Raw genomic sequence first — 19388 nt, 5'->3', positions numbered from 1 at the left:
AATTTATGTGGTATAATTTTAACATTTATGATTATGAATGCTTTAAAACTACCAAAACCAATCCTTCCCCTCTTCTTTCTTTTAACCTTTTTAACTTCCTGCAAAAAAGAACAGCCCAAAGCGCCGCCACCCATGCAAGCGCCTTTTGTTACGGTCAAAAGTGAAGATGTCCCCATTTACAAAGATTTTGCGGGACAGACTTTTGGAGATTTAGACATTGAATTAATCGCAAGAGTCGATGGTATTTTGACCGGCATTCATTTTAAAGAAGGTCAGAGAGTCAAAAAAGGACAGCTTTTATACACCATCGACCCGTTAGAATATGATACCAAAGTAGATCAGGTCCGCGGACAAGTTGCTGCTGCTCAAAGTAATTTGGTAAATGCTGAAGAAGAATTAAAAAGAATTCGACCTCTTGCAGATATGAATGCCGTCAGCAAGCGTGAATTGGATGCGGCTGTAGCCAAAGACAAAGCCGCTAAATCGAACTTAAACAGTGTGCAAGCCAGCTTAAGAAATCAACAGATCGAGAGAAGTTACTGCGATATTCGATCTCCGATTGATGGCGTAATCGGACTTTCGAACGCCCGATTGGGAGATTATATTACCCGAATAGGAAACGACTCTAAACTAAACACTGTTTCAAAACTAGAAAAAGTAAGAGTCCAATTTACAGTTAGCGAATCCGATTATTTACGATATCAAAAGCAGGTCAAAGCCGGAGAACGTATTACTGATCTTGCTTTAATACTTTCTGATGGAAGTACCCATTCGGAAAAAGGAAGTCTTAATTTTTCTGACACTAAAATTGATCCAACAACGGGAACTGTAACTATCGAAGCGCAATTTCCCAATCCAGACGGCACTTTACGATCTGGTCAGTTTGCAAAAGTCCGTGTTTTACTGCGAACCCAAAAAGATGCTATAGTAGTGCCGCAGAAAGCGGTAACCGAAATTCAGGGACTTTTTCAGGTTTCAATTATAGATAATAAAAATACGATCCAAACCAGAATGGTCGAAGTCGGACAAAAAATTGGTGTCGACTGGATTATCACTAAAGGTTTAAAACCCGACGAAAAGGTCGCTATTATTGGCAATCAGTTTATTCAGCCCGGATCAACTGTTGTTCCAGTTCCTTATGTTGCCGACAAAGATAAAAAGCAGATTGCATCATCTCTAAACAACTAGATTATGGATAATTTCTTTGTACGCAGACCAATCGTTGCTATTGTTCTCTCCATTTTCATTGTGTTAATTGGAGGTCTTTCTGTCCTTTCAACACCTATTGCTCAATATCCTGAAATTGCGCCACCTTTGGTACAAGTTTCAACGAGTTATCGTGGTGCAAATGCCTTAAACGTTGAGCAGGCGGTTGCCACACCGATTGAACAAAAGGTAAACGGAGTTGAAAACATGCTTTACATGCAGTCTACAAATACAGGTGATGGGAGTATGACGTTAAATATTACGTTTGATATGGGAACGGATTTGGATAATGCTACCATGCTGACCCAGAACCGTGTTAATGAAGCAACCAACAAACTTCCAAATGATGTTAAAACGACGGGAGTTACCACAAAAAAATCACTCTCAATGCCGATGTTGATTTTGTCCTTGTATTCTCCCAACAAAATCTTCGACGGAAATTTTCTAACCAATTATGCCAATATCAACATTGTAGATGCTTTGGCACGTATTAAAGGAGTTGGAGAAGTTACGCTTTACGGAGGAAGTAATTACGCCATGCGAATTTGGGTCAAGCCCGATATTATGGCTAAATATAATTTGACCGTTCCCGATATTATACGATCGATTCAGGATCAAAATGCCATTGCACCGGGAGGAAAGTTTGGCGCTCCGCCTGCGACCGAAAACAACGAGTTTACTTATAATGTAATGCTGAAAGACCGCTTGGTCAATCCTGAAGACTTTGAAAATATCATTTTAAAATCAAATATCAGCAATCAGCAGGTTCGTTTGAAAGATATTGGAAGGGTAACTTTAGGAACAGAAAGTTATGCTTCGATTGCAAAATTGAATGGAAATCCAGCGGGAACTATCGGAATCAAACAAATGCCGGGTTCAAATGCTCTAGAAGTGGCTGAAAACGTAAAAAACACGATCGAAAGACTCAGTAAAAGATTTCCGCAGGATTTGAAATATCGTGTTTCATTAGACACTACTCTCGCCATTTCGGAAGGAATTAACGAAATCATGCACACTTTGGTCGAAGCCATTATTCTGGTAATTATTGTGGTTTTTATCTTTCTTCAAAACTGGCGTGCGACTTTAATTCCACTTTTAACCGTTCCTGTTTCGTTAGTTGGGGTTTTTATGCTCTTTCCAATACTCGGATTTTCCATAAATGTACTTTCGCTTTTAGGATTAGTTTTGGCGATTGGAATTGTCGTCGATGATGCCATTGTCGTTGTCGAAGCCGTAATGCATCATATTGAACACGGAATGACACCGCGAGAAGCTACCAATCAGGCCATGAAAGAAGTTTCTGGTCCTGTAATTGCGATCGCAATTGTATTGACCGCCGTGTTTATTCCAGTAGCCTTAACACCCGGAATTACAGGAAGATTGTATCAGCAGTTTGCTATTACGATTGCCATATCTGTGATTTTCTCAGCTTTAAGTGCTTTAACTTTAAGTCCAGCTTTATGTTCTCTTTTATTAAAACCAAATCAAGAAGCAAAAGGCTGGCTCGGGAAATTCTTTGCTTGGTTCAATGATAAATTCGGGAAATTCACTAATAAATACACTGGTTTTTCTGGTTTTCTAATTAAAAAAACGGCACGAAGCTTAATCTTTATCGGAATTGTCGTTGGGGCGATTATTCTCTTGGGAGGAAAAATTCCGGGCGGTTTTGTACCCGAAGAAGATCAGGGTTATATGTTTGTAAACATTGAACTTCCGGGTGCTTCTTCATTAGAACGAACAGGAAAAGTTATTCAAAAAGTAGAACATATTCTTTCACAAAATCAAGGTGTTGAATATTACACTTCGGTTGCTGGATTTAGTTTAATCAAAAACTCTGTGGCAACCAACAACGGATTCTTCTTTGTTGCTTTAAAAGAATGGAAAGAACGCGAACAAGACGTTTTTCAGATTCTAAAAGAAGTCAACGGAAAAGTAGTTTTCGGAATTCCCGAAGCAACCGTTTTTGCATTCGGTCCTCCGCCGATTACCGGAATTGGAAATGCTGCAGGATTCTCCATGATGCTTCAAGATCGGGAAGGAAATACACCGCAGTATCTTTTTGAAAATGCACAGCAATTTATGGCCGAAGCCAAAAAGAGGCCTGAAATTGGAACGATTCGAACGACTTTTAATCCAAATGTGCCACAAATTAGCTTGGACATTGATAGAGAAAAAGTAACAGAACTTAATCTTTCTTTATCGGATGTGAATATCGCCATTGGCGCCAGTTTAGGAGGACAATATATTAATGAGTTCAACAAATTTGGACGACAATATATCGTACTGCTTCAGGCAGATCCAAGTTATACCGTAAACCCCGAGGACATAAATAAGATATTTGTTCGGAGCAAAGACAATAAAATGATTCCGATTTCGAGTATTGCCACAATCCGCAAAGTAAGCGGTCCCGAATTTACCACTCGTTTCAATTTGTATCGAGCTGCAGAAATTGGCGGAACGCCCGCTCCAGGATTTACTTCGGCGCAAGCCATGAATGCTTTACAGGAAACGGCAGCTAAAGTCCTTCCTGCAGGAATGGGCTACGAATGGGCAAACATGAGTTATCAAGAAAAACAAGCCGAAGGAAAAGGAAATACCGTTTTTATCATGGCATTGCTTTTCGTGTTCTTAATTCTCGCCGCGCAATACGAAAGCTGGAAACTGCCTTTCAGCGTTTTGCTCGGAACACCTTTTGCGGTTTTCGGCGCGTTTCTCGGATTATATATTTGTCGATTGCTGAGTCCAGATTATGTAAATAACGTTTTTGCCCAGATTGGTTTGGTCATGTTAATTGGACTTGCTGCCAAAAATGCCATTCTGATTGTAGAATTTGCAAAAGAAGAATATGAAAAAGGAATGCCTGCAAAAGATGCCGCTTTATATGCTGCAAAATTGCGTTTCCGTCCTATTTTAATGACGGCTTTTGCTTTCATTTTGGGAGTTGTTCCGCTGTTGACAGCAACCGGTGCAGGAGCCCAGGCCAGAAAAGTTATGGGAATGACTGTTTTTAGCGGTATGCTTGTCGCCACCATTTTGGGAGTCTGTTTAATTCCTGTATTGTTTGTATTTATTGAAACATTTGGAAAGAAAAAAACCGATGAAACCGATGAACCTAAAAAGGACGAACAATGAAAACTCTAAAAATACTTCTAGCGATATTTTTGATAGCTGTTTTCCCTTACGGATGTATGGTTGGACCAAAATATGCCAAACCAGAACAGCCTCAAACAGATTCTTTCCGATACAGCAATCAGCCTGCAGATAGCACAAAATCGGTTACGACTATAAAATGGTCAACCATTTTTAATGATGCTGTTTTAATTGGTTTGATTGAAAAAGGAATCCAGAACAATTACGATCTTAAAATTGCCATTGCTCGTTTACAACAAGTACAGGCTAACCTTGGCATGGCAAAAGCCGATTTATTTCCTGCCTTTCAATATTCTGGCCAGGTTAACAGTGCTCAGACCTTCATGCAGCCGTCGTCTGTATTTGCCAATATGTCTTGGGAACTTGATTTTTGGGGAAAATACCGTCATCAAACTAAAGCTTTACAAAATGAACTTTTAGCTTCTGATGAAGCCCGAAAAGTAGTGCTGTCCAATATTGTCAGTGCAATTGCGACTTCTTATTTTGAACTGAGGGATTTTGATAATCAGCTCGAAATTACCATTCATACTTTAGAAACTAGACAAAAAGCTTACGATATTATTAATGAACGTTTTATAAGCGGTTATGTTGCCGAATTAGATAAAGTGCAAATCGAACAGCAAGTAGCTATTGCCGAAGCGAATATTCCATTAATTAAAAGACAGATTACGGCTTTAGAAAATTCAATTTCAATTCTGGTTGGACAAGTTCCACAACCGATTCAAAGAGGAAAAACCAACAGCGAATTATTGATTTTAACAGAATTTCCAACTTCTGTTCCATCCGCTTTATTAGAAAACAGACCCGATGTAAAACGTCAGGAGTATATATACAAAGCGGCTTTTGAAAGAATTGGTGTTGCACAAGCTTTGCGATATCCTTCATTTAACATTGGAGCGCTGGCTGGTTTTGCGAGTATTACGGTTGGAGATTTATTTAATGATGGTTCTTATACACAAAATGTTGGCGCTGGAGTTGCGGGTCCGATTTTCAACTTCGGAAAAAACAAACGCCGCGTTGAAGTGAACCGGCAAATTGCGGAAGAAGCGAAATTTACTTTCCAAAAAACGTATTTAACCGCTATTTCTGAGGTCGAGAACTCGCTTCAAAATGTGGCGATGTTTAAAGAAGAATGGACTGCCAGAAACCGACAAGTCGTTGCTGCTCAAAAAAACTACGATCTTTCAAATGCCAGATATTACAACGGTTATGTTTCGTACCTGGAAGTTCTCGATGCACAAAGATCTTTGTTTGAAGCACAATTAAGCCTTTCGCAATTAACCCAAAAACAGTTAAGTTCAATGGTTCAGTTGTATAAAGCGCTTGGCGGGGGATGGAGCTTTTAAAGGTTCTGAGTTGCTAAGATACTAAGGTTCTAAGATTTTTACTTTGAGTTATCATTCTGGATGTTTGACATTTATGATTATTAAAATGATACAGAAATCAAACGTTCCTACGGAACGTAAAATATTATAACAATACAATTTTTCTACCGACGAGATGTTCCTACGGAACAAAGAAATATTAAAATCAAAAAGGTCTGTTTCAAAAATTGAAACAGACCTTTTTTAATCTTTGTAACTCTGTACCTTTGCTACTTTGAGCCTAAAAAACTTAGAATCTTAGTATCTCAGTCCCGAGACTTCGGGATAGTCCCTTAATTAGCAAAACTCGTTAAACGCATCTTGCAAATTCTCAGCAATTAATTCAGCTGGACGGCCTTCGATGTGGTGACGCTCTAACATGTGAACCAATTCTCCGTTTTTGAACAAAGCCATTGATGGCGATGATGGAGGAAAAGGAAACATGTGTTGTCTTGCAGCATCAACTGCTTCTTTGTCAACACCTGCGAAAACTGTAATAAGGTGATCTGGTTTTTTAGCGCCTTCTAAACTCATTTTTGCTCCTGGACGTGCATTTCTAGCAGCACAACCGCAAACAGAGTTTACAACAACTAATGTGGTACCTTCAGCTTTGATAGCATTCTCAACAGCTTCGGCACTATGTAAATCTTGAAACCCAGCAGCTGTTAATTCAGCTTCCATTGGTTTTACCATATCTAGTGGATACATATTCTTGTCTTTTAAATTTTACTTTTGAACTGCAAAGTTACAAAGTTTACTGGCAACTAGTTAATTTGAAGTATAAAGTTTTGTTATAGTTCTATTGATTTAGTCTAAAGTTGAAAACTCCTCAAGTCGAAAGCCTCTATTCAATGTGATTTCATTTGAAAATTACACGAAATAAAGCCTTTATAAATGGAATTTTTGGGCATCTTAAAATCACCTGAAAATCTTCTATTAAATTGGTTTCTTCGTCTAAGAATTTAAAAATCAAGGCTGGATTTCCCTTTTTGAATAAAGAAGAAAAAATAGAGCTTCCCAATTCGTTATGACGATACAGAATATCCAAAAGCAATAAATCGTAAAACCAAAATCGGCTTTTTTTATGAAAAGCACTCATATTCAAAGAACCTAAAGGAGCACTTTGAAGAAATTCGACAAGTTTTGACGATTTTTTATCTGAGTTTTTAAAAGTATAGCCCGTACTGGCTTTTGTCCATCCGCCGGCTGTTCCAATATTCAAAACCCGCTTGGTATTTTTTTTCCAAAAAGGATAACACGTCATTGGAATACTTCCCTGCTCCTTTTCTATTATTTTATAATTTTCAATTTTCAGATTCTTCAAATAAATTTCGATTGCCTTTTCATATTCTTCTTTTGGAAGCAGTTTCTCCGAAAACAAGGTGTACTCAACTAAAGCTTCGGTTTTAGAAGTTGGCAGAACATACATAAATCGTGTGTTTCTTTTTTGTTCTACCGAAAAATCCATGAAAATAGCTTCGTCAGGATTGAACTTTTCTGTTTCTGTTTCCACAAACCAACCAGTAAAATGCTGTTGTAAAACCGGATATTTAGATTGACTTTCCGTTAAAGATTTCGTATAAATACTATTGAAAAGATAATCCGAAGTATATCGATTTTCTTCTGTTCCAACAAAAACATGGGTTTCTAGTTCATTAATATCTGTTACTTTTTCGTTTAAAAATGTAATATTTGAATGTTTTGAAATTGCTTCAAAAACAAAATCATAAAAGTCAATTCCTCTGATCTGATTGTATTTGTACGGTTTCAAAGTCAAACTGCGTTTAAAACTTTCGTTGGCAAACCGAGCGGTATCCCATTTTTTAGAAACAATAGCCTTCCAGACAGATTCTTCTTTTTCCCAAAAACACCAAGTTCTATCATTAATTTTCTTTAAATCCTGATCTAGCAATAAAATAGATTTATCTGTAAGTTTTCCAGATACTATCATTTTATAAACTGTCATTAAAGCTGCCAGTCCGCTTCCCGTAAAAATGTAGTCGAAATGTTTGATTTGCGAAGAATTCATTCTCAAAAATAAGAAAATTTAATTTTCTATATTATCCAAAAGTAATTTTAAATCTTTTGCAGATAAATAACTGGAGTACTGAAAGATGATTTCATTTTTATCATTTAGAACACACAAAACCGGATAAACAATTTGATTGTTTTGAGTTCCCAATTGTAACGCCAGCTCATGAACGCCGACATTGTATCCCGAAGGTTGGTATTTAAAAGAATGATGATTGAATGTAATAGTTCGTTGTTCTTCGGCATTGAAACTGATGAAATAAAAATCCGAATTCAGTTTTTCAATAATTTCCTGATTTTTAAAGGTTGTTGCATTCATTCTTTGACAAAACTGACACCAATCGGTATGAATGAAAACCACAATCTTTCGTTTTTGAATTTGCTGTAAAGCAGCTATTTCTTCAAAAGAATAGCTTTTCAGCTGACAGAAACCTGCTGCTGAAAATCCGAAGAAGAAGATTATTAGAAATAGCTTTTTCATTGTTTATTGTTTTTTGCCACAGATTATAAACCTTTCATAAGCTAAACTGGACTGAAGTCCAGTTTAATGATTAATTGGCATTATTTCAATTTATATTGTTACAAATGTGGGGTATAAATTTATCTAAACGTATATCGCAATCCCAAAAAACCACGAATTGTTTGGTTTTGTCCGTAAACATACGTTGTGTCAAAAGTCAAACCATACGGGTTATCTGGTGTAACCATCACTTTTCCAGCTGGATCGTATTGCACATTTTTATCAAACGGATCGTTGGTTCTCGAAATCAAAAACGGATTATTTTGTTTGGGAGTAAAGTTCAAGAGGTTTTTGATTCCGCCATACAACTCAAAATCTTTCCAGCCCGAATATGTAAATTGAATGTTCTGAATGCTATACCAAGGCGATTTTGGACTTCTTGGATCAGTTTCGCTCAGCAAAGGCAAATTCATTGGACTGTAAACATTTCCTGTATAATCCAATGATAAATTCCAAGGCTGAATTTTATATGAAATACTCCAAGTTCCTGTAAAATTCTCTGTTAGAAAAGGCCTCTGCGAAATTCCGTTTTCTACATTTTTATTATCTAAGACCGTTGCTCCGACAATAAATTTTAATCCTGATGGAAAATTCAGATCAACATTGGTACTAATTCCTTGACTGATTGCATAACCATCGATATTATCATAAATGATTTTATTTGGATCTGTCTCGTAATCTGAAATAATTTTATTACTGAATCTTGTGTAGAAAGCTGTAGTTTCAATTCCCATAAAAGTTCCATTTCCGAAATTGATTTTCTGGATGTAATTCAAATTGACATTTATAGATTGTTCCGGATTTAAATTATTGGCAATTACAACATCTCGCGAACCCGTTAAAGCGGCATGATCTTCGGTAAACAAATTCACAACACGAAAACCAGTTCCAGCATTTAAGCGGAAAATGGTGTTTTCATTTGCTTTAAAACGATAGGCAAATCTTGGTGTAAAAATAGAACCATGAATAGAATTATAATCGTAACGCATTCCTAACAAGACCTGACTTTTTGGAGAAAATGTTATTTCATCCTGCACAAAAATTCCTGGAAGCCAAGTATTTTCAGCTTCTTTAGTTGCCGGCGTATTATCGTCGTAATAAGTATAACGACTTGCAATTCCGGCTAATAAATCATTTCTTCCGATTTTTTTATCCCAAGTCAATTGCAAAAATCCAATTTTCTGATTGGCGATATAAGATGTTGTTCCGTAGCGACTATCTTGATAATGCACGTTTCCAGAAAAAGAAAGCATCAGTTTTTCTTCAAATGGCAATTGATAACTTCCAATTAATTCGGCTCTTTTGGTGTAAATGCTTTCGCCGTATATTTCGTCGCCGCCTCTGTATTTTTTCTCCCAACGAATATCTCCGCCCCAGCGATCTTCGTACATTCCGCGTGCTGCAATTGTAAAAAGACGATTATGATTTCGTTTAAAACTCCATTTATTAAAAACCGAAATTCGTTCAGAAAGCGTAACATCGGTAAAATTATCTTTGTCTTTATCGATTTTTTGATCATAATTAAAATAATTAATCCCGATAATAGAGGTTGCTTTTTTTCCAACATTAAACTTCGTTCCCAAATCGAGATTGCTTTCAAAGTAAGAAGTCGTAAAATAATCCGCAGAAAAAGTAGGCGCGCTAGTTGGATTTTTAGTAATAATATTAATCAGACCTCCAACCGCTTCACTTCCGTAAAGTGAGGAAGCGGGACCTTTTACAATCTCAATTCTTTCCACCAAAGAATTCGGAATTCCAGACAAACCATAAACCGTCGAAAGACTGCTTACAATTGGCATTCCATCAATCATAACTAAAGTATACGGACCTTCTAATCCGTTTATGTGGATATCTCCCGTATTACAAACTCCACAATTCAACTGCGGACGAACGCCGTTGATGTTTTGAAGCGCATCGTAAATACTAGGTGTTGGATTTTTCTTGAAGAAAGTTGGCGAATAAACCTCAACAGGAACGGCGCTTTCTAATCTTTTTACGGGTTTTAAAGTTCCCGAAACTACGACTTCATTCAATTCATTTTGATCTTCCTTTAATTCAAAATCAAGATTTAAATTTTCATTTTCTAAAACAGTAATCTTTTGAGTTATGGTTTTGAATCCATTCGAGTTTACTACTATTTTATAAGAACCGCTTGGAACATTTTCTAATTTATAAAAACCAAGCGAATCGGTTTGTGTTTTAAAGTTTGTATTTAATAAACGAACATTAATTTCTTGGATAGATGGAATATCTGCTTCCACTTTTCCAGAGATATTTTGAGCATAGAAATTTGCAGTTGAAAGTATTAATATTGTCAAAAATAAATATTTCATTATTATAAAATTAAATTTAGACAAAACTAAAAATTATATTTGACAAATAATTATTCTTAGTTTAAAATTTTTAAACTGATTTCATTCAAGATGTTAGATTTTTACTTAAACACATAGAATCATAGATTTTTATTGAATTTCAATTGAGATTACTAAAAAAGCAAGCTTTCATACACAGCACTATGTTTGTTAATGCAAAGTGAAACGCCTTTTTGACAACTTTTAAAACTATATTTCTATGTGTTTAAATTTATATTAAAGAAAATCTTCTTCAATAAGTTCTTTGTTTATTACGGCTCCAGCGAAAGAACCGCTAGAAATCGCAATTGCTACAGAACGCATTGGCGTTGTACAGTCTCCGCTTGCAAAAATTCCCGTAACATTTGTTTTTTGCATCGCATCGACTTTCAATAAACCTTGTTCGTTGATTTCACAACCTAATTTTTCAGGAATTGGACAATGCTGTTCAAATGGCGGTCTAGAATAAATCGCTTTTACAGCAATTTTCTCTTGGTTTTTGAAGATAATATTTTGAATATATCCATCTTGATGTTCAAAAGAATCAATTTCTTCTTCAAAAATTAAAACTCCGTGATTTTTTAAAATTTGGGTTTGTTCCAGAGTCAATTCTGATTTTCCATTGGTACACAAACGTAAATCTTTTGTCCAGTTCGAAATCAATTTAGCATATTCAAAACCCATTTCTCCGTTGGCAATAATTGCCGTTTTTTCGCTTTTGACTTCATAACCATGACAATATGGACAATGTAAAATTGAAATTCCCCAACAATCTGAAAACCCTTTAATTTCTGGAAGCAAATCTTTAACGCCAGTCGCAAATACTATTTTCCTCGAAATAAAAACATCTCCCGAATCAGTTGAAACTTCAAATCTATTTTCTCGTTTCACGGCTTTTATAGCAAGTCCGTTATAAAATTGAACCGTTTTATAAATAGAAACTTGGAGTTTGGCTTTTGCCGAAATAACAGCGGGCTTTTCACCATCTTGCGTAATAAAATTATGAGAATAAGGTGTTTGTTTATTACAAGGCAAGCCGCTGTCAATAACCAAAACCTGACGCAGTGATCTTCCTAAACTCATTGCGGCTGAGAGACCGCTGTAACTTCCTCCAACAATAATCACATCAAAATTCTTCTGTTTCATATCTTAATGATTTGGTTTTTTATGTAATTTGTAATTAATTAAATGTCCGATAATCATTCCGATACCTCCGAAATAGATTAAATCGAGATGAATTTCGAATAACAATTCGCTCAAAACACTCATCCAGATTAAAACCATTGAAACAATCAAAATGGAAGAGACCAAAAGAGATGATTTTTTTATAATTTTGAGAATTGCAAATAAGCCTACTGAAGCAAACAGCAAATCTATAAATGGATTGTGACTTAATCCTAAAGGAAGGATCGTTAATAAGGGAAAAATCAAACAGTGAACCAGACAAACGGTCGCACTTGAAATTCCCAAAATATCGTAAAAGGACGTGGTTATTTTCTTCATTTCGTGTACATTTGCTTATTGCAATTAAGTTGCAAATATAAACAATTTTATCAATCGCAACATTGTTGCATTAATTTTTTAAGCTGTAAATAATGAAAACTACACGTAATACCGCAGCAAAAACGGCTGTTTTAGAAGTTCTAGAAAAATCTAAGACTGCTTTATCTCATACAGAAATTCACAAACAATTAAATGATTTGTGCGATCGTGTCACTATCTACAGAATTTTAGATCGTCTGATTAATGAAGATATTATACATAAAATATCAAATCTTGACGGAACAGTAAAATACGCCAAATGCCATCATTTGCATCAGCGTGTGCATATTCATAACCACGCTCATTTTAGCTGTGAGAATTGCCACGAAATAACTTGTTTAGAAAATGTAAAGCCAAGTTACATTATGCCTCATAATTATAAAGTCAATGAAATCAACTTTACTTTGTCTGGTCTATGTCCAAATTGTTTAAATTCTAACATTTAAGTTTTAGACTAGTCTAAAAATATTGTTTCGCGAATATAATTTTTATCTATATTTGTGAAAACAATACTTTTACAATGACTAAATCTTTAGAAGAAGTCCACGAATCGGTTTCTACCGACAACAAAAAAAAAGGTTTTAGAAAAATTTTAGCCTTCTTAGGCCCTGCATATTTAGTAAGCGTTGGCTATATGGACCCAGGAAACTGGGCAACCGACATAGCCGGCGGAAGCCAATTCGGTTACACTTTAGTTTGGGTTTTATTGATGAGTAATTTAATGGCTTTGCTTTTGCAGAGCTTAAGTGCCCGCCTCGGAATTGTAACGCAGCGCGACCTTGCTCAGGCATCGAGAGAAACGTACTCCAAATACATTAACTACATTTTATATTTCTTAGCCGAGATTGCAATTGCTGCCTGCGATTTGGCAGAAGTTCTTGGAATGGCAATTGGAATTAACCTTCTTTTTGGAATTCCCTTACTCGAAGCGGTCTTAATTACCGTTTTAGACACCTTTTTACTGCTCTTCTTGATTAATAAAGGCATTCGCAAGATGGAAGCCTTCATTATTGCTTTGGTTGCCATTATTGGCTTTTCTTTCATTTTTGAAATGATTTTTGCAGAACCTGAAATGCATAAAGTATTGGCTGGACTTATTCCTTCTATTCCAAACTCAGCGGCATTGTATATTGCAATCGGGATTATTGGAGCAACGGTAATGCCTCATAATTTATATCTGCATTCCTCTTTGGTTCAGACCAGAAAATTCGATCGAACTCCAGCCGGAATCAAACAAGCTTTAAAATATAACTTTATAGATTCTACCATTGCGTTAAATCTTGCCTTTTTTGTAAATGCCGCGATCTTAATTCTTGCTGCCGCCACATTTCATAAAAACGGAATGTATGAAGTTGCTGAAATTCAGGATGCGCACAAATTTTTAGAACCGCTACTGGGTACAAAATGGGCACCCGCTTTATTTGCAATTGCACTAATTGCTGCCGGACAAAGTTCTACCGTAACTGGAACACTCGCTGGACAAATCGTAATGGAAGGTTATCTGCATTTTAGAATTCAGCCTTGGGTTCGTAGAATTATTACGCGTCTAATTGCTATTATTCCTGCCGTAATCGTAATTTTAATTTATGGTGAAAGCGTAACAGGAAAACTTCTGATCCTGAGTCAGGTAATTTTGAGTTTGCAATTAGGTTTTGCTATTATTCCTTTGATTCATTTTGTGAGCGATAAATCGAAAATGAAAGGTTTTCACATTTCCAAAACCACTCAGATTGTTTCCTGGATTATTGCCGCTATTATTGTTTCTCTGAATGCGAAATTGGTTTATGACGAAATCACTTCTTGGCTAGCAAATTCCGATCATCCGATGATTCTCTGGCTTACTGTCGTTCCTTTGGCGTTTGGTTTTTTAGGTTTATTGCTTTACATTATTTTCAATCCTTTTATTGCAAAAGCAAAAAACAAAAACATCAATCATTCGCCTCACAATCTTAAATTGAAGTTTTCGCCAAAAGAAAGTCAGAGCATTCAAAACATTGCTGTTTCTGTCGATTTTTCAAATGCCGACGAAGCAGCTTTGAATAAAGCCTTCGAATTGGGTGGTATTGACACTGAATATACACTTATTCACATTGTAGAAACTGTTGGCGCTTTAATGTACGGGGTTCATGTACACGATCATGAAACTACTATTGATGAGAAATTATTATTGAAGTATAAAGAAATGCTTTCCGATAAAGGATTCAAGATCAAAACAGAACTTGGATTTGGAAAACCAAACAAAGTAATTCCGAAAATTATAAATGAAGGAAATTTTGACATTCTCGTTATGGGAACCCACGGCCACACTGGATTGAAAGATATTCTTTTCGGCACAACCGTAGACAAATTGAGACATAAAATTTCGATACCTTTGTTGATTGTTAAATAAAAGGTGCTGAGGCACTGAGTCGCTAAGGTTCTAAGGTTTCTCTCGAAAACTTTAAAACAAAACCTTAGAACCTCAGCCCCTTAGAATCTTAGAACCTTAAAAGAAATGACTTTTTCAGAAGAAAACTATCTAAAATCGATATATCATTTAACTGCTGCTTTAGAAACGGAAGTAAGTACAAATGCGATTGCGGAAATTATGGAAACGAAAGCTTCGTCGGTAACGGATATGCTTAAAAAGCTGGCGGAAAAAGATTTGGTTAATTACAAAAAATACCAAGGTGTATCGTTGACCGAAAATGGAAAATTGGCTGCTAAAATGATTGTTAGAAAACACCGTTTATGGGAAGTGTTTTTGGTGGAAAAACTAAATTTCAGCTGGGATGAGGTTCACGATATTGCAGAACAGTTGGAACACATTAAATCCGAGCAATTGATCAATCGTTTGGATGATTTTCTTGGAAATCCGACTGAAGATCCGCATGGCGATCCTATTCCGGATGCAAACGGCCGAATTATTAAAATAGAAAAACAGCTTTTGTCTGAATTGGAAGAAAATCAAATTGGAGTTTGCGTTGGAGTTAAAGACACTTCCTCAGAATTCTTGAAATATCTCGACAAACAAGGAATTGCATTAGGTTCTAAAATCGAGTTTATTTCCAAAGAATCTTTTGATTTATCTGTCAAAATTAAAGTCAATGATAAAGAATTGTCTATTTCGAATAAAATTGCTTCTAACCTATTTGTAAAATTGGTTTAAAATAAAAAATCCCAAAACTGAAGTTTTGGGATTTTTTATTTAGTCTTTTATGCTGTAGAGAATTTTCTGAAAATCTCCTTTAAATTTATCTTTGTTTTCCTTTGCAGACCATGAAAGCACTTTATAAAATGCTTTTTTCGTTTCCACAACTCCAATTAAATAATAAATTTCCATATTGGCCTCTTTATCAAAAGTATGAACATCAGTTTCTATAACAGTAATATCATTAATCTTTTTTGAAACCGGATCTGAAATAGACTTTTTCTCGTCTTCTTTTAAAAAGTCTTTCATAAAACCGTCGTAAAACTCTTTTGCCGAATTGAAGTTTAATTCAACCAACTTCAAATCTTCTTTTAAATCATAAATAACAAAACCATAAAGCTCTTTTACTTCACTTTCATATTCTATTGCAGAATCTTCGTTTAAACCAACCGTTTTATTCATATAATCTGGCAAACTAATATCAAAGACATGACCCGCTTTGTAGGGCTTCATCTTAGTTTGAGCCACAGCTGTTGCAGAAAGCAATGTAATTAGAAGAAGTGTAATTATTTTTTTCATTTTGAAATGTTTTAGGGTTTTATATCGTCGTTAATTTGTTTATCGATAAACTTAATTATCGTTTTACTATTTGTCATGATTAAATAACCTGAAAGCGCTTCTAAAAAGTAAAAGATGAGCCAAGAAGTTCCTGAATAATCTTTAATTAATTCTTTCTGCTTTACAAATTCATAAATTGTGGAACAAAGTGTTGGAATTGCCTCAACAAAAACTAAAGCACCGATAACAATTACGGCAATAGAGAGAACATTTTTATATGGAAGGTTTATATCAATTCTATTTTCTGTAAAGTTTTGATCCAGTCTTAAAATCCTAACAATCCATTCTGTTTTAAAAAGGAAAAAAACTGTAATTAATAGGTATACAGCGAGTGTACCGAATATTATAAACCAAACGCTGATTAAATTTTCCCAATTCAAACCTCCAGATTCAATGAAAGAAAATGAAGAAGCAAATTGTGGAATAACATAAATACTATTTATTAAAAGCCACAGACCGATTCCTTTTATAATAATTCTCCAGAAGGTTCTTATTTCCATAAAGTTTTGGTTTACTAAATAATTCCTTTTTCAATCATTTCCAACATAACTGGTGAAGCATTTTTAAACGTCGGTGCCTGCTCAATAATACTTCCAGCATTCTTTTTATTGACTTTAAAAGTAACATCATCGTTTGTTGTAAATAAAAGTGCCGTTAAAAAAGGATTTTTAATATGAGATCCTAAAATCAATAAAGCTTCATCAAGAGTGTGAATGCTTTCAATTTCTTCTGTTTTATATCGAAAAGTTAATGAAATCGAGAAGGTATTATCTTCGTTCAGAACCAATCGGAAATAAACATTTTTAAGTTCTGTATCTCCCATTGTTTTGGCTAAAGTTAATTTAGCGAAAGTTCCGCTTTGAATACTTTCTTTAACTCGTTCACAAAAAAGAGCAAATATTGGTTCGTACATTTTTTTAAGGTTCTAAGTTGCTGAGATACTAAGGTTCTAAGTTTTTAAAAACCTTTGCCTTTTTGTTTTTCTGCAAAGCTACACAAAGATTTATATAATTTTTTCTTTGTGAATCTCTGTGAAACCTTAGCGAAACTCTGCGGTATAATTATTATTTTCCTGTAAATTCAGCTTTACGTTTTTCTAAGAATGCTGTCGTTCCTTCTTTAAAATCTTGTGTTCCGAAGCATTTTCCGAAAGATTTTATTTCGACATCAAAGCCATTTTTACCGTCTGTAAAATTAGCATTGATTGCTTTTATAGCTTTTCCGATAGCGAAAGGAGCATTTTTAATGATTTTCTGAGCAATTACATTTGTAAATGACAAAAGTTCGGCCTGAGAAACTACATGGTTTACTAAACCAAATTGTTTGGCTTCATCTGCAGAAATCATTGCTGCGGTCATAATCATTTCCATAGCTCTGCCTTTACCCACTAATTGCGGCAAACGCTGTGTTCCTCCATAACCTGGAATCAATCCTAAAGTAACTTCTGGAAGCCCCATTTTTGCATTGTCAGAAGCAATTCTGAAATGACAAGCCATTGCCAATTCTAATCCGCCTCCAAGAGCAAAACCGTTAATTGCAGCAATAACTGGTTTTTTAAGCCCCTCGATAAAATCAAAAAGTGATTCTTGTCCTTCAGCGGCCAATTGAGCACCTTCGACAATATTATAATTGGCAAATTCAGAAATATCAGCTCCAGCAACAAATGCTTTTTCGCCACTTCCGGTCAAAATAATAACGCGGACATCATCATTTTTACCCAATAATTTAATCGCTTTACTCAAATCGCTAATTGTTGCTTTGTTTAAAGCATTCAATTTTGTCGGTCTGTTTATCGTAATGGTTGCGATATTTTCTTCAATTGTAATTAAAAGATTCTCGTAGTTCATGACGCTTTTTTTAGGAGTTGGTTATAGGTAAAGAAACTCTAAATGTGGTTCCTTTTCCGTAAGTTGACTCAAAGGTAATTGTTCCTTTGTAATTTTCGATAATGTTTTTAATAATTCCTAATCCGAGTCCCATACCGCTGGTTTTCGTGGTAAACTTAGGCTCGAAAATTCGCCCGATATCTTGTTTTTGAATTCCGATTCCGTTGTCTTTTACCGCAATTTCAACATTACCATTTCGTCTTTTTACCGTAACTTCAATTGATTTCTGAAACTGACTTTCTGAAATCGCCTGAGTTGCATTTTTTACCAAATTGGTAATAACACGTATCAATTGTGTACGATCCATTGTAGAAATAATTTCTTGTTCATCACTATGAAAAGAAATATAATCTTCGTTGAAAATATCCAAAGCCAACTCGACAACCTCAACAACATTTAGTGTTTCATTTTGCTGCGCTGGCATCGAAGCAAAGTTAGAAAATGCCGAAGCCACGGAAGTCATGGTATCAATCTGTTGAATTAAAGTTTCGGAGTAATCGTTCATCTTCTGTTTCACATCTGGATCATTCGGATCAAATTTTCTTTGAAAACTCTGAACGGTCAATCGCATTGGCGTAAGCGGATTTTTAATCTCGTGAGCAACTTGTTTTGCCATTTCGCGCCACGCTTCTTCACGTTCACTTTGTGCTAGTTTAATAGCACTGGTTTCCAGTTTGTCCACCATTCCATTATAGGCTTTTATCAAGAAATTGACTTCCTTGCTATTCGCTTCTAAAACAATCTTTTCATTTTTCTGATCTAAATTGGTTTCTTCCAAACGATCAGAAATGGTTTTTAGTGATTTTGTGATGTAGGTGGAAAGGAAATATGCCAAGGCAAAAGCCACAATCAGCATGAAAGAATACACCTGACTTAAGCGAATCAAGAAAGTGTTCAGCTCATTGTCGTAATAACCGTCGTCTTCTAAATACGGAAGATTTAGAATTCCGAGTGGTTTGAATTTTTCGTCTTTTATTAAACTGTACGAAGATCTGTTCTTAACTCCGTCGATGGTTTTAATGTCTACAAAACGTTTTTCGATGGAAGAACGAACCAGTTTAAGAATGTATTCTGGAATTGGCGGAGCGATTTTATCTACAGCGAAAGATTCTTTGGAAGATTTCAACAGTTTTCCGTCCAAACTGTAAATATTGATTTCAATTTTATGAATCTGCGCTAATTCGTGAATTTTATCTTTGAAAATTAAATCTAAATTCGCTGTTTTAAGCGGATAAGTTGTTGTAGAAAGCACGTAATTGATGTGTTCTTTTACCGCATTTTCTTTTCTCTCTAAACGTTCTTGATGGTATTCTTTGGCCTCAGTTTTAAACTGAATAATCGAAATCGAAGCCAATAAAAAAGATGCCACAACAATCAATACAATCATCGACAGGAAAATCCTGGTACGAAGTGAAAGCATTGTCATTTTGATGTTTAGCATGTTTTTAGTAATTAGTGAATAGTAATTAGTGAATAGTAATTAGTGAATAGTAATTAGTGAATAGTAATTAGTGAATAGTAATTAGTGAATAGTAATTAGTGAATAGTAATTAGTGAATAGTAATTAGTGAATAGTAATTAGTGAATAGT

General features: G+C 35.3%; 17 protein-coding genes. 6 read left to right on the top strand and 11 right to left on the bottom strand.

Annotated elements, in window-relative coordinates; translation table 11 throughout:
* Window positions 1-33: 33 nt before the first annotated feature.
* From LL966_RS12910 to LL966_RS12900, 3 genes are read left to right on the top strand one after another with little or no spacing between them, the layout of a single operon-like run.
* Window positions 34-1188 (top strand): efflux RND transporter periplasmic adaptor subunit, encoded by a 1155-nt coding sequence (locus LL966_RS12910; protein ID WP_229353747.1) that lies wholly within the window; start codon window positions 34-36, stop codon window positions 1186-1188.
* Between the two features lie 3 nt (window positions 1189-1191).
* The gene (locus LL966_RS12905) at window positions 1192-4338 is read left to right on the top strand and encodes an efflux RND transporter permease subunit (protein ID WP_229353745.1); all 3147 of its coding nucleotides are present in this window, start codon (window positions 1192-1194) and stop codon (window positions 4336-4338) included.
* Complete coding sequence (locus tag LL966_RS12900) at window positions 4335-5702, top strand: efflux transporter outer membrane subunit (protein ID WP_229353743.1); 1368 nt, start codon at window positions 4335-4337, stop codon at window positions 5700-5702. The genes LL966_RS12905 and LL966_RS12900 overlap by 4 nt, the downstream gene beginning before the upstream one ends.
* Window positions 5703-6017: 315 nt before the next feature.
* Here the strand turns inward: LL966_RS12900 and LL966_RS12895 are convergent, their stop codons facing one another.
* The 6 genes from LL966_RS12895 to LL966_RS12870 all read right to left on the bottom strand — a co-directional run bounded on the left by LL966_RS12895 (window position 6018) and on the right by LL966_RS12870 (window position 12125).
* Window positions 6018-6428 carry a BrxA/BrxB family bacilliredoxin gene (locus tag LL966_RS12895; RefSeq protein ID WP_179003802.1) on the bottom strand — a complete coding sequence of 137 codons (411 nt, stop codon included), beginning with the start codon at window positions 6426-6428 and terminating at the stop codon, window positions 6018-6020.
* Between the two features lie 151 nt (window positions 6429-6579).
* Window positions 6580-7749: a lycopene cyclase family protein gene (locus LL966_RS12890; RefSeq protein ID WP_229353741.1), complete on the bottom strand. Its 1170-nt coding sequence runs from the start codon at window positions 7747-7749 to the stop codon at window positions 6580-6582.
* Window positions 7750-7767: 18 nt separating this feature from the next.
* A complete protein-coding gene (locus LL966_RS12885; RefSeq protein ID WP_229353739.1) occupies window positions 7768-8232 on the bottom strand; it encodes a thioredoxin family protein in 465 nt (154 codons plus the stop codon).
* Window positions 8233-8351: 119 nt separating this feature from the next.
* Window positions 8352-10604 carry a TonB-dependent receptor gene (locus LL966_RS12880; RefSeq protein WP_229353738.1) on the bottom strand — a complete coding sequence of 751 codons (2253 nt, stop codon included), beginning with the start codon at window positions 10602-10604 and terminating at the stop codon, window positions 8352-8354.
* Window positions 10605-10859: 255 nt separating this feature from the next.
* Entirely contained in the window at window positions 10860-11768 is a 909-nt protein-coding gene (locus tag LL966_RS12875; RefSeq protein ID WP_229353737.1) for an NAD(P)/FAD-dependent oxidoreductase, read from the bottom strand.
* 3 nt (window positions 11769-11771) lie between these two features.
* Window positions 11772-12125 (bottom strand): MerC domain-containing protein, encoded by a 354-nt coding sequence (locus tag LL966_RS12870; protein WP_229353736.1) that lies wholly within the window; start codon window positions 12123-12125, stop codon window positions 11772-11774.
* Between the two features lie 92 nt (window positions 12126-12217).
* Between LL966_RS12870 and LL966_RS12865 the strand changes: the two genes are divergently transcribed.
* From LL966_RS12865 to LL966_RS12855, 3 genes are all read left to right on the top strand, one after another.
* Window positions 12218-12610 (top strand): Fur family transcriptional regulator, encoded by a 393-nt coding sequence (locus LL966_RS12865; protein WP_229353734.1) that lies wholly within the window; start codon window positions 12218-12220, stop codon window positions 12608-12610.
* 74 nt (window positions 12611-12684) lie between these two features.
* Window positions 12685-14553, top strand: a complete 1869-nt coding sequence (locus LL966_RS12860) for an Nramp family divalent metal transporter (protein ID WP_229353732.1) — start codon at window positions 12685-12687, stop codon at window positions 14551-14553.
* 105 nt (window positions 14554-14658) lie between these two features.
* Window positions 14659-15312 carry a metal-dependent transcriptional regulator gene (locus tag LL966_RS12855; protein WP_229353731.1) on the top strand — a complete coding sequence of 218 codons (654 nt, stop codon included), beginning with the start codon at window positions 14659-14661 and terminating at the stop codon, window positions 15310-15312.
* A 39-nt stretch (window positions 15313-15351) separates the two neighbouring features.
* On the opposite strand, the gene LL966_RS12850 is transcribed toward LL966_RS12855, so the two are convergent.
* The 5 genes from LL966_RS12850 to LL966_RS12830 all read right to left on the bottom strand — a co-directional run bounded on the left by LL966_RS12850 (window position 15352) and on the right by LL966_RS12830 (window position 19185).
* Complete coding sequence (locus LL966_RS12850; protein WP_229353730.1) at window positions 15352-15873, bottom strand: hypothetical protein; 522 nt, start codon at window positions 15871-15873, stop codon at window positions 15352-15354.
* A gap of 11 nt (window positions 15874-15884) precedes the next feature.
* On the bottom strand, window positions 15885-16412 hold the full coding sequence (locus LL966_RS12845) for a hypothetical protein (protein WP_229353729.1): 528 nt from the start codon (window positions 16410-16412) through the stop codon (window positions 15885-15887).
* 14 nt (window positions 16413-16426) lie between these two features.
* On the bottom strand, window positions 16427-16825 hold the full coding sequence (locus LL966_RS12840; protein WP_229353728.1) for a hypothetical protein: 399 nt from the start codon (window positions 16823-16825) through the stop codon (window positions 16427-16429).
* Between the two features lie 151 nt (window positions 16826-16976).
* Window positions 16977-17759 carry an enoyl-CoA hydratase/isomerase family protein gene (locus tag LL966_RS12835; RefSeq protein WP_229353727.1) on the bottom strand — a complete coding sequence of 261 codons (783 nt, stop codon included), beginning with the start codon at window positions 17757-17759 and terminating at the stop codon, window positions 16977-16979.
* A 10-nt stretch (window positions 17760-17769) separates the two neighbouring features.
* Window positions 17770-19185: an ATP-binding protein gene (locus LL966_RS12830; RefSeq protein ID WP_229354109.1), complete on the bottom strand. Its 1416-nt coding sequence runs from the start codon at window positions 19183-19185 to the stop codon at window positions 17770-17772.
* Window positions 19186-19388: the final 203 nt, after the last annotated feature.

Origin of the sequence: Flavobacterium chungbukense, assembly GCF_020805785.1 — a bacterium.
In the GTDB taxonomy this organism is placed as follows: domain Bacteria; phylum Bacteroidota; class Bacteroidia; order Flavobacteriales; family Flavobacteriaceae; genus Flavobacterium; species Flavobacterium chungbukense.
Note: the sequence above shows the minus strand (reverse complement) of the source record. Positions and strands in the feature narration are given on the sequence as shown.

Bases quoted from the DNA above. Each gene is read 5' to 3' on its own strand.
- LL966_RS12855 (WP_229353731.1), top strand. From the start codon at position 14,659: ATGACTTTTTCAGAAGAAAACTATCTAAAATCGATATATCATTTAACT.
- LL966_RS12845 (WP_229353729.1), bottom strand. From the start codon at position 16,412: ATGGAAATAAGAACCTTCTGGAGAATTATTATAAAAGGAATCGGTCTG.
- LL966_RS12840 (WP_229353728.1), bottom strand. From the start codon at position 16,825: ATGTACGAACCAATATTTGCTCTTTTTTGTGAACGAGTTAAAGAAAGT.
- LL966_RS12880 (WP_229353738.1), bottom strand. From the start codon at position 10,604: ATGAAATATTTATTTTTGACAATATTAATACTTTCAACTGCAAATTTC.
- LL966_RS12860 (WP_229353732.1), top strand. From the start codon at position 12,685: ATGACTAAATCTTTAGAAGAAGTCCACGAATCGGTTTCTACCGACAAC.
- LL966_RS12865 (WP_229353734.1), top strand. From the start codon at position 12,218: ATGAAAACTACACGTAATACCGCAGCAAAAACGGCTGTTTTAGAAGTT.
- LL966_RS12830 (WP_229354109.1), bottom strand. From the start codon at position 19,185: ATGATTGTATTGATTGTTGTGGCATCTTTTTTATTGGCTTCGATTTCG.
- LL966_RS12905 (WP_229353745.1), top strand. From the start codon at position 1,192: ATGGATAATTTCTTTGTACGCAGACCAATCGTTGCTATTGTTCTCTCC.
- LL966_RS12895 (WP_179003802.1), bottom strand. From the start codon at position 6,428: ATGTATCCACTAGATATGGTAAAACCAATGGAAGCTGAATTAACAGCT.
- LL966_RS12910 (WP_229353747.1), top strand. From the start codon at position 34: ATGAATGCTTTAAAACTACCAAAACCAATCCTTCCCCTCTTCTTTCTT.
- LL966_RS12850 (WP_229353730.1), bottom strand. From the start codon at position 15,873: ATGAAAAAAATAATTACACTTCTTCTAATTACATTGCTTTCTGCAACA.
- LL966_RS12885 (WP_229353739.1), bottom strand. From the start codon at position 8,232: ATGAAAAAGCTATTTCTAATAATCTTCTTCTTCGGATTTTCAGCAGCA.
- LL966_RS12900 (WP_229353743.1), top strand. From the start codon at position 4,335: ATGAAAACTCTAAAAATACTTCTAGCGATATTTTTGATAGCTGTTTTC.
- LL966_RS12835 (WP_229353727.1), bottom strand. From the start codon at position 17,759: ATGAACTACGAGAATCTTTTAATTACAATTGAAGAAAATATCGCAACC.
- LL966_RS12890 (WP_229353741.1), bottom strand. From the start codon at position 7,749: ATGAATTCTTCGCAAATCAAACATTTCGACTACATTTTTACGGGAAGC.
- LL966_RS12875 (WP_229353737.1), bottom strand. From the start codon at position 11,768: ATGAAACAGAAGAATTTTGATGTGATTATTGTTGGAGGAAGTTACAGC.
- LL966_RS12870 (WP_229353736.1), bottom strand. From the start codon at position 12,125: ATGAAGAAAATAACCACGTCCTTTTACGATATTTTGGGAATTTCAAGT.